10 protein-coding genes, 1 tRNA gene and 1 other RNA gene are annotated in these 16,075 nt (G+C 59.7%); all 12 read left to right on the top strand.

The window, feature by feature from the left end; translation table 11 throughout:
* Window positions 1-214: 214 nt before the first annotated feature.
* The 12 genes from CLV65_RS07945 (at window position 215) to CLV65_RS09230 (ending at window position 15,426) form a co-directional block, all read left to right on the top strand.
* Window positions 215-1,093, top strand: coding sequence for a hypothetical protein (locus CLV65_RS07945; protein WP_094691514.1), 879 nt, complete (start codon window positions 215-217; stop codon window positions 1,091-1,093).
* Window positions 1,094-1,252: 159 nt separating this feature from the next.
* Window positions 1,253-3,844 (top strand): LTA synthase family protein, encoded by a 2,592-nt coding sequence (locus tag CLV65_RS07940; protein WP_094691513.1) that lies wholly within the window; start codon window positions 1,253-1,255, stop codon window positions 3,842-3,844.
* Between the two features lie 3 nt (window positions 3,845-3,847).
* Window positions 3,848-3,944, top strand: an RNA gene (gene ffs / locus CLV65_RS07935) — signal recognition particle sRNA small type.
* Between the two features lie 147 nt (window positions 3,945-4,091).
* Window positions 4,092-5,552, top strand: coding sequence for a phosphatase PAP2 family protein (locus tag CLV65_RS07930; protein WP_094691512.1), 1,461 nt, complete (start codon window positions 4,092-4,094; stop codon window positions 5,550-5,552).
* 128 nt (window positions 5,553-5,680) lie between these two features.
* Complete coding sequence (gene topA, locus CLV65_RS07925; protein ID WP_094691511.1) at window positions 5,681-8,596, top strand: type I DNA topoisomerase; 2,916 nt, start codon at window positions 5,681-5,683, stop codon at window positions 8,594-8,596.
* A 5-nt stretch (window positions 8,597-8,601) separates the two neighbouring features.
* Complete coding sequence (tmk, locus tag CLV65_RS07920) at window positions 8,602-9,282, top strand: dTMP kinase (RefSeq protein ID WP_094691510.1); 681 nt, start codon at window positions 8,602-8,604, stop codon at window positions 9,280-9,282.
* Window positions 9,279-10,463 (top strand): DNA polymerase III subunit delta', encoded by a 1,185-nt coding sequence (locus CLV65_RS07915; protein WP_094691509.1) that lies wholly within the window; start codon window positions 9,279-9,281, stop codon window positions 10,461-10,463. The genes tmk and CLV65_RS07915 overlap by 4 nt, the downstream gene beginning before the upstream one ends.
* Window positions 10,464-10,663: 200 nt before the next feature.
* A complete protein-coding gene (locus CLV65_RS07910) occupies window positions 10,664-11,215 on the top strand; it encodes a YbhB/YbcL family Raf kinase inhibitor-like protein (protein ID WP_094691508.1) in 552 nt (183 codons plus the stop codon).
* A 171-nt stretch (window positions 11,216-11,386) separates the two neighbouring features.
* Window positions 11,387-12,895: a C69 family dipeptidase gene (locus CLV65_RS07905; protein WP_094691507.1), complete on the top strand. Its 1,509-nt coding sequence runs from the start codon at window positions 11,387-11,389 to the stop codon at window positions 12,893-12,895.
* A gap of 81 nt (window positions 12,896-12,976) precedes the next feature.
* Window positions 12,977-14,494 carry a formate--tetrahydrofolate ligase gene (locus CLV65_RS07900; RefSeq protein WP_094691506.1) on the top strand — a complete coding sequence of 506 codons (1,518 nt, stop codon included), beginning with the start codon at window positions 12,977-12,979 and terminating at the stop codon, window positions 14,492-14,494.
* 523 nt (window positions 14,495-15,017) lie between these two features.
* Window positions 15,018-15,091: transfer RNA gene (locus CLV65_RS07895), tRNA-Lys, on the top strand.
* 245 nt (window positions 15,092-15,336) lie between these two features.
* Window positions 15,337-15,426: a hypothetical protein gene (locus CLV65_RS09230; RefSeq protein WP_420848404.1), complete on the top strand. Its 90-nt coding sequence runs from the start codon at window positions 15,337-15,339 to the stop codon at window positions 15,424-15,426.
* Window positions 15,427-16,075: the final 649 nt, after the last annotated feature.

The raw sequence follows: 16,075 nt of genomic DNA, 5'->3' as shown, positions 1-16,075 counted from the left end.
CTTCCTTGGGCTTGGCGCAGGTCCATGCATTGCGACAGGAACCGCCGCCTGGGCGTGCTGTCATGCACACTTGGTGAAATGCACGGTGACAACGCAGCCGAATTAACGCCGCGGAGTCGTGGAAGCTTTTACAATGGAGTAGCACAGAAGCGACCGCGTGATACGCGGATTGGTGCCATGGCGGCACCAGCCACAGTTGGCAGATGGGAGGAACATGGCGAGCGACTACGGGCAGATGCCGTATCCCACACAAGACGCCGGGCAAGGCGCCAATCAAGACAATGGCGGTCAGGGTGCTGCCTCAATGCCCGGAATGGGTGTGTTCGATCCCTCACAGTTCATTTCGTTCTCCGACGTGCCGGTGGATGTGCGCACGCCAGAGCAGAAAGAGGCGGAACGCCAGGAGCGCGAACGTCAGCGTCAGCGTGAAGAAGCATTGCGCAAGCGCGCGGAAGAGGAACAGCGGCGTCAGCAGGAAGCCGAACGACGCCAAGCGTATCCGCAGGAATATCAGCAGGGGTATCCGGGCAATGCCGCGCCTGGCAGCGATGCCGTTCCCGGGGGTCCCGGAGACCCCAACTATGGACGCACGCTGGCGGACACGATTCAATGGCCGAGCGAACTCCAAGTGGATTGGCCAGCATGGAATGACGAGAACCTCACGCAAGTTGCGCACGGCAACACGCCTGACGCGCAGGGCGGACAGGCTGCGTCCGCTGACTCCACCGCCTCCGCTGCCTCGGACCAGTTCGTAGGATCCAACCCGCAGGCATGGCAGGGGACAGGCGCTCCCATTCCTACGTCCGAGATGCCAGCGATTTTCACGGCTGGCGGTCTTGACCCTTACAGCGGCATGGAGGGCATGGACGACCCCGAGCCGCAGCCTCAGAAAAAACGCAAGCAAAACGATGGCGAGAAAGACAAGGCCGCTCACAAAGAGAAGAAGGAATCCTTCTGGGATCGTCGCCGTCGTGAAAAAGATGAGAAAGAAGCGCAGAAGAAAGCCGAAGAGGAACGCAAAAAGGCTGAAGAGGAACGTAAGCGGCAAGCCATTGAAAACGGTGCCGAATCCCAGATGATGTGGGGCTTCTAGCGGTCCTGTATGCCGTGTGGCGGTGATTGGCGGTATCGATGTGCGCGGACCCGGCCTAGGGCCGATGCCGGATGAGTGACGTCAGGGAAGGTGTTTGCGCAGAGGCGCGCCTTCCTTGCGTTATTATGGGAAAGTTTCGATAAAGCAGGAGGGCGGTATATGGCGCTTGATCATGAGGACCAGTGGGACGGCATCCGTCAGGACACCGACAAGTCTGATTCCCAGCATGCGGCTGACAGTGCGGAGGATGCATCGGTGCATTCGACATCAGCGCATCAAGATCCGTTCGACATTGCTGATCTGATCGATGGCATGGATGACATCGCCGCCATGCAATCCGCCCAGTTCGTGACCGACACCCCGTTTGTCAATGACGATAGCAGCGCCGGCAGTGACAACACCGATACCAGCAGCACGGGGGACGTGGTGTCCCCAGACAATGGCACTGTGGATGCCCGGCAGCTGAGTCCGGCGTTGCCGCAGGACTTCGGATCGCCTCAACCTGAGCGTGAGTCCACCATGGAACCTGCAGCCGAGGAGCGCGAACGCGAGACGGCAGCAGCAGAAGAAACAGAAAAGACGCCTGCGGCAGAAGAGCCGCAGGGTGCCGAGTCCAAGGAAGATCAGACAGCAGAGGATTCCACGCCTGCCAATCTCAGTCTTGCACGTCGGCTGTGGAAGCGCCCGGTATGCCATACGTGGTGGCATAAGGTGCTGTGGGAACTCGTGCATGTCGCGGTTTTTGCAGGCCTTGTGCTGTATTCACTGTGGATTTTGCAATCCTCCGTCTATCCCGATGACCCGAAGACTCGCGATCCGCAGCAGAATTCGGGGGCGCTGTTCCTCCATACTCTGTTCAACCACGACATCACGGTACAGGCGGCAGAGAACGGGTGGAGCGTGTTCTCCTCGATTCCCCAAGGCATTGCATGGCTTAATGCCTTACTGCTAGCAGCCTTCTTCGTCTTCCTTATTGTCGCCATCAACCGATTCTGGATTGCGGCATGGCTATTTCTGACCATTTCTACCGTGTATTCCATCGCGAACTCCATCAAGGTAGAGGAACGCAACTCCATCATCATCCCTTCCGACCTCAATTTTCTCTCCAGTGGTGCTGGCGGCAAGTTGCTGAGCTTCATACCGGATTCATTCCAAAGCCTTATCGGTAGCACCATCCGTCAATTGGTGCTGCTAGTGGTACTGATGATTGTGCTCAATCATTTCGATTGCCGTCGCAGTTTCATTTCGCCCACCAAACACCGTCGTATCGCGGCGGCGGTGCGCGTGGCATTGTGCTGCGTGTATGTGCTCGGAACGGTGTGGTTCGCTTCGTCGATGCTTGTCACCGGCACCGTGGGGCAAAAAATCGATGCACGGTTTAATGATCAGCCGGCATTGTATGATTCCCGCACCGATGCCCAGGTCAACGGTGTGGTTGTGGCGTTCACCCATTTGCTCGACAACAAGGTCATGGATGAGCCTGCCAATTATTCCCGCCAGACAATGGAAGACCTAGCATCGCGCTACGCGGCACAGGCTGATGCCATCAATGCCACGCGCACCGAAAACATGACTGACAGCACAGTCATCATGATTTTGTCGGAATCGTTCACCGATCCCACGCGTGTGCCGGGAACCCAGTGGAATGAAGACCCAGTACCGTATTTGCATCAGCTTCAGCAACAGACCACATCCGGTCTCATGCTTTCCAGCGGCTACGGCGGAGGCACCGCCAACTTGGAATACATGTCACTCACAGGCATGGCATTGCCAAACTTCTCGGCGGGGCTTTCCACGCCTTACCAGCAACTGGTGCCTAAGGAGAAGTGGACTCCGAGCTTCAATCAGCTGTGGCAGCAGGGCGATTCCATTGGCATCCATCCTTATTACTCGACGCTGTACGGACGCAAGATAGTTTATAAAAAATTCGGGTTCCGCTCATTGCGCACCTTGGATAACCCGGACGATCCCTTTACCACGATGCTCAACACGATTGACCGCAACCCGTATGTGAGTGATGCCGCCACTTACAACAGTGTGATGGCGGAGCTCCAGGATCACCAGTCCCCGGAATTCATCAACGTCATGACGATGCAAAACCACCTGCCATACACCGATTGGTATGACAACAACCAATTCCACGTGACGGATGCCGCCACGGGCGAAGATTTCCCGGAGGATGAAGAAAGCGCTGCCAACACCTACGCCAAGGGCCTCAATTACACCGACCAGGCGTTGCAAAACTTCCTCGCGCAGCTCGACCAGCTTGACAGGCCGGTGACCGTCATCTGGTACGGCGACCATTACCCGTCGGCATTCGCCACCGCGAATTCCGACCCGGCCAACGCGCTCGCACTGCACGAGACCGACTATTTCATTTGGTCCAATGCAGCCAGCGCCTCGGCGGGCGTCAAGCTCAGCGACGAGGACGCTGCGTATTCGTCGTCCAACTTCTTCATGGCGCAGGCCGCCGAGCACATGAATGCGAAAGTGAGCCCCTATCTGGCGTTCCTGACGCGCATGCATCAGCAAATCGCCGCGATGGGTCTGCAAATCGATGCAACATCCACGAGCGGTGCCGAGTACCTCGATGCGCAGGGCAACCCCATCGATGAAGCAGACTTGACTGATGAACAGCGCCAATTGCTCGACGATTACAAGCTCGTGCAATACGACGTGACTGCTGGGAAAGGATACCTGCGCAACACCGGATTCATGGATGTGCCTGCGTCCGACGAAAATGGTGTATAGTAGTTCAAGCTCCTACGTGGCGTTATGTCACCCAATCCCCCCAGGGCAGGAATGCAGCAAGGGTAAGTGGCCTCTGACGGGTGCGTAGGAGTCTTCTTTTCTGCGCTCTTTCGTGTTCTTTACGCTCTTTCTTGCGCCGTTTCGTGACTCGCATGCATGATTTTTCGCGTGGTTTTCTTCGTGAGTTATCCACAATCTTTGACGCGCTGTGCGGCAGAGGTTGGGATTTTGGGGTAGCGTCAGGGGTATGACTCAAGACACCAACCGCGACGTGACATCCGGTCCTGATTTCCCGCCTGCTCCGGCGCAAGGGCCAGCAAGCGTTGGCGTCGCGGGTGCACAGGACGCCCGCGACGCCAACGAAACCGTGGGCAATGCCGCAGGTTTCGCAGGCGCTTCAGAGCCGAATGCATCCGTTGTGCCTCTGCCGCCCATGCCGTCGGCACAAGGGCAGGCGCCCGAGCAGTTGACCGAGCAGGCGCACCCGTATGCGGCAGGTGACGACATGGTGTCTGGCGGCTTCACTGATGCGGAAGCGACCACGGCCAACGCTGCGATTGCATGGCCGACTGAAGAGGATGAGGAATCCGTCGTGCAGCCTGGGCAGGGCGCTGCATTCGCCGGATTCGCCGGTCCGACGACGGATTCCACATCGGACCTTGCGTTTGCGGGAGCAGAGACGGAGAGCGCGGTTGTGAATCCAGCGGCGTCCGTCGCCTCTCCTGAGGTTGTAGTGGTTTCGCAGCAGGATGGATCCGCACCGTCCGAAGGATTGCAGGTCGCTGAGCCGCAGTCGAAGGCCGCGCATCCCCGCACGGGCACCATCGTGGCTTGTGGCATCTTGGGAGCGGTGTTCCTGCTGCTTGCCGCGCTGGTGTATGTCAAAGGCGTATTGACCGATGCGGGGCAGGGATACGACACGATGGTGTGGTGGACCATGTCCAGCCAGGAGCCGTTCACTGAGGTTTTGGTACAGGCCTTTCATGTGTCCGCCGTGGTGTTGGGCATCGCCGGTGCCGCAGCCGTGGCAGGTCTTGCCATTGCCGCGGTAAGGCGGCGGGTGGGGCTGATCATTCAGCTGATTGCGTTTGCGGCTGTTGTGCTGATCATCACCGGCGTGGCCAAGAGCCATCTGCCGAGGACGACGTTCAACCCCAATCGGCCTAATCCTGCAAATTCCGCGCCATCGGGGCACACGCTGCTGTTTGCAGCGGCAATGATTGCCTTGATGCTGGCAGTGTCACGTGCGTGGCGTGCATGGGTCGCGCTGATCGGTTGGCTTGCAAGCGGCGCGGTGGGATTGGCGCTGGTGGCAGGACGCTGGCATCGGCCATCTGACGTGGTGATGTCGCTGTTCATCGCAGGCGCCATCGCATGCATCGTCCTCGCTTTCACCCGCGGCTCCGGCATGGACCGCATCGTGGACCGCAAGCCTTCTGCTGCGGTGCAGATTGTGGCGCCTGCCCTTATCGTGCTGGGCGTCATGGCACTGGGGTACTCGTTGTATGGCATCTGGCAGTTGCTGCCGAACCTGGCGGACGAACCGACGTGGGGCGTGTCCATTGCATGTGAGTCAGCCGTGGCGGCGATTGTGGGTGCCGGCGCATTGGTGAGCGGTGTCGTATGCGCCCTGCGCCAGCTCACCGCATCTCCTTTGACGGGCGCGGGCATTTTTGGCACGCCGCCTCGGCCTCCCAAAGTCAAGTGAGTGGAGGCGGCAAAGTGCGGCTGCGAGTGGGGCGGATGCCGGCATCTGCTGGCTTGCCACGGCACGATGGCAATTTCGTCGGCGCAAAAACGTATATATTGTGAAGTCGAGGTGACCAAGGAGGGCATATGGCGACTGGGAACAAGCTTGTAATCGTCGAGTCTCCGACCAAGGCGAAAAAAATCGGAGGCTATCTGGGCAGCGGATACACGGTGCTCGCATCGGTGGGGCATATCCGCGATCTTGCGCAGCCGTCTGAGGTCCCTGCCGCCGAGAAGGCCAAATACGGCAAATTCGGCGTGGATGTCGATGATGGATTCCTGCCGTACTATGTCGTCGGTTCCGACAAGAAAAAGACCGTCGCTCAGCTGCGCAAAGCCTTGAAAGATGCCGACGAACTCTATCTGGCAACCGATGAGGATCGCGAGGGCGAGGCCATCGCATGGCATCTGGTGCAGACGCTCAAGCCCAAGATTCCCGTCAAGCGCATGGTGTTTCACGAAATCACGAAGAGCGCCATCCAAGACGCTTTGGAGCACACCCGTCAGGTTGACGAACACATGGTGGATGCTCAAGAGACGCGTCGCATCCTTGACCGCCTGTATGGTTACGAGCTTTCTCCGGTGCTGTGGCGCAAAGTCGGCCCCGGACTTTCCGCCGGACGAGTGCAGTCCGTGGCGACGCGTCTCATCGTGGAACGCGAACGCGAACGCATGGCTTTTGTGCGCGCTCCGTATTGGGATGTGACGGTGGAGGCCGCAAAGGATGGCTCTTCGTTCGAATCCCGCCTCGTGCAGCTTGATGATGCGCGAATCGTCGGTTCCAAGGATTTCGACAGCACTGGCGCATTGACGCCTGCCGCTCGCAAGGATGGCGTCGTCCTGGTGGATGAGGCGAAAGCGTCACGCATCGCGCATGACGTGGAAGGCGCGAACCTTACCGTCATGTCCATGGAGACGAAGCCGTATCACCGTCGTCCGGTGCCGCCATTCACCACCTCCACGCTGCAGCAATCGGCGGGCAACAGCCTGGGCATGAGCTCTCGAGCGACGATGCGCGCCGCCCAAAGTCTGTATGAGAACGGCTACATCACTTACATGCGCACGGATTCCGTCACGCTGTCGCGCGAGGCTATCGCAGCGGCACGCGAGGCGGTGGAAGCCACATTTGGTTCCCGATTCCTGTCCGACAAGCCCAAGCAGTATGCCACCAAGATGGCGGGCGCTCAGGAAGCCCATGAGGCCATTCGCCCCGCGGGTGCGACGTTCCGTTCCCCCGAGTCATTGCAAGGCGCCTTGCCACCCGACCAGTTCAAGCTGTATTCGTTGATTTATTCGCGCACTCTGGCGTCCCAGATGGCGGACGCCACAGGCTCCACCGCAACCGTGCGCTTGCAGGCGCCCACGTCGAGTGACGGCATGGCAATCTTCCAAGCGAGCGGTACTGTCATCGAATTCCCGGGCTTCCTCGCCGCCTATGGCGACCGTGCTCGCACCGCGGCGCGTAAGAAGGAGTCCGAGGATTCTGCCGACCAGGATGTATCGCTGCCCGCCATGAAGGAAGGGGACGTGTTGCAGGCAGGCGCGGCGCAGCCTGCAAAGCATGAGACACAGCCGCCGGCACGCTACACCGAAGCGTCCCTCGTGCGCACTCTGGAAGCGAAGGAAATCGGCCGCCCGTCCACCTATGCGAGCATTATTTCCACGATCATCGACCGTGGTTACGTGTATGAGCGCGGACGCGCGTTGATTCCCAGCTGGTTGGCGTTCGCGGTGACGAAACTGCTGGAGACCAACTTCCCCCAGTACGTTGATTACCAGTTCACCGCGCAGATGGAAAACGGTCTTGATCAGATCGCGTCCGGTAAGGAACGCGGCAAGGACTGGCTCACGGCTTTCTATTTCGGCGATGGCGACAATTCGGTATCGAACGCCGCCGAAGCCCATGAAGGCCTTCACCAGCAGGTCGAACAGCTTGGTGACATCGATGCGCGCGAAATCAACACCATCGAGATCGGCGATGGCCTGCAGGTGCGCGTTGGCCGTTACGGCCCGTATCTGGAAGACACCCAGCATCTCGACGCCGAAGGCAAGCCCAAGCGTGCCACGATTCCCGACACCATCGCGCCGGATGAACTGACGGTGGAACGAGGCCATGAGCTCATCGAACAGAACGCATCAGGCCCCCGGGTGCTGGGCGTCGATCCGAAGACCGGTGGGGAAGTGACAGTGCGCGTGGGGCGTTACGGCCCCTACGTGGCGCTTTCTCCCGCCGCATCCGCCTTTGACACACAGACAGACGCAAGCGCGGATGCAAGCGCGTCCAAGGGCGCGTCCAAGACGCGCAAGACGGCAAAGACCGCCAATAAGCCTCGCATGGCGTCGCTGTTCAAGTCCATGTCGCCCCAGACGGTCACGCTTGATCAGGCTTTGCAACTGCTGAATCTGCCGCGCATCGTGGGTGACGTGGAAGAAACCGATCCCAAGACGGGTGAATTGGTGAGCGTGCCGATTGCAGCGACGAACGGCCGCTACGGCCCATACATCACCAAGACGTCGCCTGACGGCTCAACCGACTCGCGCTCGCTATCAAATGAGGATGAGATTTTCACCATCACGCTCGATCAGGCGAAGGCGTTGTTCGCGCAGCCCAAGGCGGGACGACGCTCCCGTGGCGCAGCCAAGCCACCGTTGCGTGAACTAGGCACCGATCCTGAATCCGGCAAGCCCGTGACCATCAAGGATGGCTTCTACGGCGTTTACATAACCGACGGCACCACGAACCGCACACTGCCCAAGCAGTACACGGCGGAATCCATTACGCCGGAGGAGGCTTACCACCTGCTTGCCGAAAAGCGCGCCGCAGGTCCTTCGAAGCGAGGACGCCGCACGTCATCAACGCGCAAGACCTCCACAAAGAAGGCTGCATCCAAGTCATCGTCCACAACCACGTCGCGCAAGTCCGCCACGACCACGAAGACATCCGCCAAGCGGACCACGACGCGCAAAAGCGCCGCCAAGAAATCGACAACGCAGAAAGACTGACCCGCATGTGTAAAGCCACAGGCCTCTTCATCTCCCTCGAAGGCGTGGACGGCGTAGGCAAAAGCACGCAAGCCGAACGTTTGCGCGATTACCTGCGTTCGCTAGGGCTTGACGTCGTGCTCACCAGAGAGCCCGGCGGCACGGAGCTGGGAACGGTGGTGCGTGGCGTGCTGCTGCATGGCGTCCATCGTGATGATGGATCGGCGGCGCCTGACATCAGCGCGCGCGCAGAGGCATTGTTGTATGCCGCGGATCGCGCGCAGCATGTGGCGCAGGTCATCCGCCCTGTGCTGCGTGCCGGCGGCGTGGTGATCTGCGACCGCTACATCGACTCATCCTTGGCATATCAGGCAGGCGGGCGAGAACTGACCTCGGACGACATACTGAGGCTGAGCCAATGGGCGACCGATGGCCTGTGGCCGCGCCGCACCTATCTGCTCGACATGGACTACCAGGCGTCGTCGCGTCGTCTGACGGGGGAGGCGGATCGTTTGGAATCCGCCGGGGCCGCGTTTTTCGAACGCACCCGTCAAGCCTTCCTCGACCTTGCCCGGCAGGATTCTCATCGCATCAAGGTCGTGGATGCGTCGGCGAGCATCGACGAGGTGTGGGCTGGCATCAAACGCGATGTTGACGTATTGCTGCACGAACGCGGCATGGCAGGCAGCGAAGGGGATGCACGATGAGTGTATGGAACACCATCATCGGGCAGAAGCCAGTCGTCGACATGCTGTCAAGGATTGCCGAAGGCGATCCATCGCATCTTGCCCAGTCATGGCTGTTTTGCGGGCCTCCGGGAAGCGGACGCAGCAATGTGGCGCTCGCTTTCGCTGCGGCATTGGAATGTCCGCGCCATGGCTGCGGCGAATGCGCCGTGTGCCGCTCCGTCATGGCTGGCAACCATCCTGATGTGACGGTGATGGCAACCGACAAAGTGACAATCGGCATTGACGAAGTGCGCAATCTCGTGGACAAGTCCGAAGAGACGCCTCACACCGCGCCGTGGCACATTATCATCATCACCGATGTCGACCGCATGCTTGAACGCACGACGAATGTGCTGCTGAAGGAGGTCGAGGAACCCGCCGAACGCACCATCTGGATGCTGTGCGCGCCCAGCCCCCAGGATGTGCTTCCGACAATTCGTAGCCGCACGCGGTTGGTCACTCTCGCCGTGCCCCTCACACGTGACGTGGCGGAGTTCATCGAAAAAGACTGCGGCGTCGATTCACGCCTCGCCGCCCGATGCGCACGCTTGTCGGAAGGCCATATCGGCATCGCGCGGTTGTATGCAATGGATGATCAGGCGCTCGCCGACCGTGACGAGCTCATCGTGGGGGTGCTGGGCCTGCGCCGTGTTTCCGATGCAGTAGTGCTGGCGGATGCCTTGCTGGCAAATGCCGAGGCGCAGGCGACGGCAACAGTCGACAAGGCTGTGGAGCGTGAGAAAGCTGAATTCCGCCGTATCAATGGTTTGAAGGCAAAGGATCCCATTCCAACCGTGATTCGCTCAGAATGGAACGCAATAGGCAAGAAAAACGACGTGAAACGCCGCTCCACGCGCATCATGCGCGACGTGCTCGACCGTTCCCTCAACTCCATCGCCAGCATTTACCGTGACGTGGCGGTCATCCAGAATGGTGCCGAAGACGCTGTGGGAATCGTGAACCTTGAGAACCGGCACGCGCTGTATGACCTGGCGGCGAGCATAGGCCGCGACGATGCCGTGCATCGCATGGAGCTGATAGCGCGTGCGCGGCGCCGGCTGGGTGGCAATGGCAATCCTCGACTCGATTTCGAAGCGCTGTTTTGCTCTCTTATCGTCTTCCCGGCTCCCAACGCCGGCCGCGTGACATTCGGCAGCTGATTTTCCCGTTGCGCATGGCACTGGACCTTGGCTTCGTGCGGATATTCGCATGGATTCGTATGAATGGCACGAATAGATGGCGGATGGGGCATGCGGGTGCATGCAGACGTCGCAATTCATACTCGCTGCATATTGCGCGCTGCATATTTCGCGCCGCGTGAATTTACGCGTCGCGCGCTGGGATGCGTGATAATTGGCGTATGCACATACAAACGGATTTCACTGCCATCCCCGATAAGTACGCCAAGCATGCTCCCGCCGAATTCAAAAAAGACGGCATGAGCTTCGTCTCGTTCCCCTTTAACCTCACGCAGCTGCCAGCATCCGCCGCATACTTGCACTGGGAACTCGTCGATGATGATGCGATTCCGGTCTGCGGATTCCAATGGATTCACTGGGCTGTGGCGAACGTGCCGGTTGACGCCCTGATGTTCGATTTCAATGATGCATCCGCCCTGAGCATTCCGGAGGACTTCTCCCGCCGCCAGCCTGCGATGATTCCGGAGGCCGTGCAGGGCAAGAACAGCTATGTCTCACGGTTCGTCGGATGCACGGATGCATCGTTGTACCAGCGTTATGTGGGCCCGTGCCCGCCTGACCGTGACCATGATTACATGCTGAGCGTGTGGGCCACGTCCAAGCCCATCGAAGGCCTCACAGAGGGATTCTGGTTGAACGAATTGCGTAATGCGATGCGCATGAACCGCAGCCTTGTGGACTTCGATAGCGTCTGGCTCACCGGTAAGGCGTGAAAACACGACGAGCCACAGTGCAATGAGACGGTGCAATGAGCTGATGGGGCGGCCGCACAGCCCTTGACGCCATCCGCATGAGGCTCGCCGTTTTCATCGAGACACAACACGGCCGGCACCGGAACCGGCGTCATTAGTATCAGCAAGTATCAGCATCACGAAGGAGACACCATGCCTTGCACCACGATTCTTGTGGGCAAAAACGCCAGCTATGACGGAAGCACGATCATTGCCCGCAACGAGGATTCCCCCAACGGACAGTTCACTGCAAAAAAGACGATTGTCGTGCACCCCGACGAGCAGCCGCGGCATTACCGCAGCGTGCTCAGCCACGTGCAGATCGACCTGCCCGATAACCCGATGCGATACACGGCAGTGCCCAATGCGCTCCCCGACGAAGGCATCTGGGCGGAGCACGGCGTTAATTCCCGCAACGTCGCCATGAGCGCCACCGAAACCATCACCAGCAACGAACGGGTGCTGGGTGCAGACCCTTTGGTCGTGCCCCACAAGGCGCAGGGAAAGCCAGGTGAAGACGGTTACGTGCCGGAGGTCCCCGGCGGCATCGGAGAAGAGGACTTCGTCACAATCGTGCTGCCTTACATTTCGTCGGCGCGCGAAGGCGTGCAGCGTCTGGGCGCTCTGCTTGAGAAGTACGGCACTTACGAGATGAACGGCGTCGCATTCAGCGATGTCGATGAAATCTGGTGGTTGGAAACCATCGGCGGGCATCACTGGATTGCGCGCCGTGTGCCTGACGACAGCTACGTGACCATGCCCAATCAGCTGGGCATTGACGAATTCGATCTTGATGATGCGCTGGGCGATCAGGAAGACGCCATGTGCTCCGCGGATCTGCGTGAGTTCATCGAGCGCAACCATCTGGACCTTGCCGTTGAAAACGCGAGCCCGTTCAATCCGCGTGATGCGTTCGGCTCCCATTCCGATTCCGACCACGTCTACAACACGCCTCGCGCATGGTACATGCAGCGTTTCCTCAACCCCTACGACGAGGTGTGGGACGGACCCGAAGCCTTGCACGGCCCCATGAGCGACGACATCCCATGGGCGCGCCAGCCTGAGCGCAAAATCACCATCGAGGATGTCAAATACGTGCTGTCGTCCCACTACCAGGGCACTCCCTACGATCCTTATGGCACGAAGGGGGATGAGCATACGCGGTCCATGTTCCGTCCCATTGGCATCAACCGCAACAACCATCTGTGCGTCATCCAACTGCGCCCCTATGTGGCTGAAGCGAACTGCGCCATTCAATGGACGGCTTACGGCAGCAACCCGTTCAACACGCTCGTGCCGCTGTATGCCAATGTTGATGACATCCCCGCATATCTGCGCGACACGACGGGGGATGTTGATACGTCCAACTTCTATTGGGCCAACCGTCTCATCGGTGCGCTGGCTGATTCCCGTTACAAAGACACCCGCGCCGCCATCGAGCAATACCAGGAGACATGCACCGCCGCGGGGCACGCCTTCGTCGCCAGGGTCGATGCCCGGGTCGCCGGCAAGACATACGCTGATTCCACGCCGATTCTCACGCGAGCCAATCAGGAGATTGCAGGCTTGGTGCAGCGTGAGACCACGGCATTGCTGGGCAAGGTCCTTTACATTTCGAGTATGGCGATGCGCAACGGCTTCCATATGTCCGATAATGGATGAGTTCGGCTGTTCCGCACAGCCGACAGGACGGCGAGCCTGATAAACAAGCCCACCAAAAGCCACCACAAAACAGGAGGATGAATGACCGCTTACGAGGATTTCGTGTCCCAATACGGCGTATTCAAGAAGATCGATGCCTTCGGGTATCTCGACTATCTCAAAAACAACCCGGATGCGCCGCGCAAGCGTGGCAAAGTGGTGCTCGTGACCGCCGACACGCCGCTCAAGGCGAGCCGTGGCGAAGGCAAGACGACCACGACCATCGCCCTCATCGATGCCCTGCGCAAGCGCGGCATTGATGCGGCGGCAGTGCTCCGCCAGCCTTCCATGGGCATTACCGCGGCAGGCTCGAAGGGTGGTGCGTCCGGCGGTGGCAAGGCTTCCCTGACCCACCCCGAGCTTGTGGACTGGGGTCTGTGCGGCGAGATGGGAAGCATCGAAGCCGCCCAGAACCTGCTCGTTTCATTCGCGGAGAAGGCTGTGGACGAAGGACGTCTCGACACGATTCTCGTGCCTCGCGTCTCGGAAGTCCCGTCGCGCTCGCTGCGCCAGATCGCGGTTGACCGCGGCAAGGGCGATGTGCCGGAGCGCGTTGTGCTCACGCCTACGTGCGAGCTCATGCAGATCGTGGTGCTGTCGCGTTCCATGGAGGAACTCGGTCAGCGCGTTGCTGCGATGATTGCCGGCACGAAGGACGGCGAGCCCGTCACGTTCGGTGAATTCATCGACCTATGGCGCATCACCAACATCCTTGCCACCGCCGTCATGCCGGCCTACACGGAGACCCGCGAGGGATCGCCTGTGTATGTGCACTGCGGCCCGTTCGCCAATGTGTCCATCGGCATTCCGTCTCTCGTGTCTGTCGAACTGGCATGCGCTCGCCATGATGTGGTGGTTGTCGAAGCTGGTTACGGCACTGATGCAGGCGCCCAGAAGTGGCTTGATATCGCGGCTCGCGAATATGGCGCACAGTGGCCGAGCGCCGCTGTCGTCGTGACCCGCGCCACGACATGGAATGACGATCCGACGCTCAGCTGGCGTTACCCGTTCCACGTGAACCGCCTCGAAAGCCTGGGCATCGCCACCTTCCCGCTCATCAACCTGTGGGAAGGCGAGGACGACCAGGTGCCGGCGTTCAAGAGCAAGGCGGCGGAGCTGGGCTTCCGCACGCCGGTGTTGGGCAACCTGTTCCGCGACGGTGGCGACGCTTTGACGCCGCAGCTTGACGATTTTGTGGCTGCACTGGATGCCGCCGGCATTCCTGCCGCGCCTGAAAGCCACAAGGGCACGCCGCTTGTTGACACGGTGCGTTGGATCGCCAAGAGCGCCTATGGCGTGCCTGCGGAGCGTGTCGTGGAGCGCGATACATTCGCTCCGAGCCTTGCGGCAGCCACCGAGCTGTGCAACAAGGCGGGCATCGACATCAACCAGCTCGCGGTGGTGGCGGTGAAGTCCCCGGCGACGATGACCGATAACGATTCAGCGCCTGAGGCTGAGCGTTCCGTGACGCTGAAGAAGGTTGAAGTGCACGCTGGCGCAGGCCTAGTGCACGTGAATCTCACGACGTCTCTGACGACTCCGATGCCCAAGATCGTCTGATTGGCATCGTCGGTCGGTGCAGTATCGGTTGGTGCAGTATCGGTCGGTGCGGTTGATCAGCACAATCTGTTCAGCAGGGTCTGATCGTTGCTGATTTGCACGGCGAGGGTCTGACCTGCAGGGCCTGATCGGCGTCGTCCGATCAGCAGGGTTTGACCGTTGCTGTTTTGCACGGCGAGGGTCTGACTGGCACAGAGGGCTGCGACTTCGTGGTTCCCAGTATGGCGGCATGTGCTTTCTAGATGAAGGCGCATGCCGCCCGTTTTATTGCCGTTGCGGAGTTGAAGCCTTGTGCAGTATCTTGCACGGTGTCTTGTGCTGCATGTGGTTCGCCGTATGCCGTTGATGTTTTGTCTTATGTTGCCGATGACTTGTTTCTTGGTCGATTCCGTGTGCGGCATTGTTGTTGATTCGCTGGAACACAATCGTTGGAAACAGGCGCGACACGCCGATAGTGCGTCTTGGATTTGCGTTTTCTGAAATGTCGAGTATATTCATCACTTGGCTTTGGTAATCAGCCAATGCCCCTGTAGCTCAGTTGGCTAGAGCAGCGGACTCTTAATCCGCGTGTCCAGGGTTCGAGCCCCTGCGGGGGCACAGGTAAGGCGGAACGTTCAACGTTCCGCCTTTTTGTTTTCCCGCACATCTGTTTTCGTGCGCATCTATTCTTCGCGCTGCCTCTGGCGCATCGGGTCAAGTTGTTGTTTGGTGCGTTCCGGTCGGGTGGCGGAGACGGGTGTGTGTAGGGTTGTCTGTTCGTATTCCTGGCGTCCTGTGAATGCGGATGTGGAGCTGGTGGCGCGAAGATTGCGGCCAAGTCGTTGCGCCATGCTGCATCGACGGTGGCGATGTTCCACTTGTACAATCCGAACAGCGGTGAGCATTTCTATACGGGGAATGTGGCGGAGATTGACAGCCTGGTGTGCGCGTGATGGGAGTCCGAGGGGAGGGATTGGACCACTCATGGGGGACGGATTGGACCGCTCCTGCGGGCGGTGATTCCGCGTACTGCCTGCACAATCCGAACGCGGGATTGGCGCTCATCATTACATTTTGAAACCGTTGGGGCAGACATGCTTGTGCGTATGGGCTGGCGTTATGAGGACGTGGGATGGTACGCGGCCCATGCCTGATTCACAGCACTTTTCCGTGACCGCCGGGGTTGGGAGCAGGCGGCCCATCGGGGAGGGACGACGCAAATCTATATCCGTGACCGCCTGGGTTAGGAGCCCGGGGTTCCTTGGGATCTTCGGTTTCCGTCTTCGGCGGTTTTCTGCTTGGTCGCCGATGACGGAGGCGAGGTCCCGTTTCGGGTGTGTGTTTGTGTGAGGTGCCGGGTTCGGCGGTTGCGACACGCCGTGTCGTGAGTGATTTGTTGTTTGATGCGGGGTGTTTTGTGTGTTTTGTGTGTTGTTTGGGTTGTTGTGTGGTGTGTTTGTGGGTGTGTGCGACACGCCGTGGGTGGTGGCTTGTTTGTTGGGTTTTGGGGGTGTGGGTTTGTGGGTGGTTTGTGTTTTTGCGGGGGGTGGTGTATGTTCTTCTCTTGCTGCTTCGAGGGGCGGCGGCCGGCTGGGTCCGGTC

Origin of the sequence: Pseudoscardovia suis (assembly GCF_002797875.1) — a bacterium.
In the GTDB taxonomy this organism is placed as follows: Bacteria; Actinomycetota; Actinomycetes; order Actinomycetales; family Bifidobacteriaceae; genus Pseudoscardovia; species Pseudoscardovia suis.
Note: the sequence above shows the minus strand (reverse complement) of the source record. Positions and strands in the feature narration are given on the sequence as shown.

Bases quoted from the DNA above. Each gene is read 5' to 3' on its own strand.
- CLV65_RS07945 (WP_094691514.1), top strand. From the start codon at position 215: ATGGCGAGCGACTACGGGCAGATGCCGTATCCCACACAAGACGCCGGG.
- CLV65_RS07940 (WP_094691513.1), top strand. From the start codon at position 1,253: ATGGCGCTTGATCATGAGGACCAGTGGGACGGCATCCGTCAGGACACC.
- CLV65_RS07930 (WP_094691512.1), top strand. From the start codon at position 4,092: ATGACTCAAGACACCAACCGCGACGTGACATCCGGTCCTGATTTCCCG.
- topA (WP_094691511.1), top strand. From the start codon at position 5,681: ATGGCGACTGGGAACAAGCTTGTAATCGTCGAGTCTCCGACCAAGGCG.
- tmk (WP_094691510.1), top strand. From the start codon at position 8,602: ATGTGTAAAGCCACAGGCCTCTTCATCTCCCTCGAAGGCGTGGACGGC.
- CLV65_RS07915 (WP_094691509.1), top strand. From the start codon at position 9,279: ATGAGTGTATGGAACACCATCATCGGGCAGAAGCCAGTCGTCGACATG.
- CLV65_RS07910 (WP_094691508.1), top strand. From the start codon at position 10,664: ATGCACATACAAACGGATTTCACTGCCATCCCCGATAAGTACGCCAAG.
- CLV65_RS07905 (WP_094691507.1), top strand. From the start codon at position 11,387: ATGCCTTGCACCACGATTCTTGTGGGCAAAAACGCCAGCTATGACGGA.
- CLV65_RS07900 (WP_094691506.1), top strand. From the start codon at position 12,977: ATGACCGCTTACGAGGATTTCGTGTCCCAATACGGCGTATTCAAGAAG.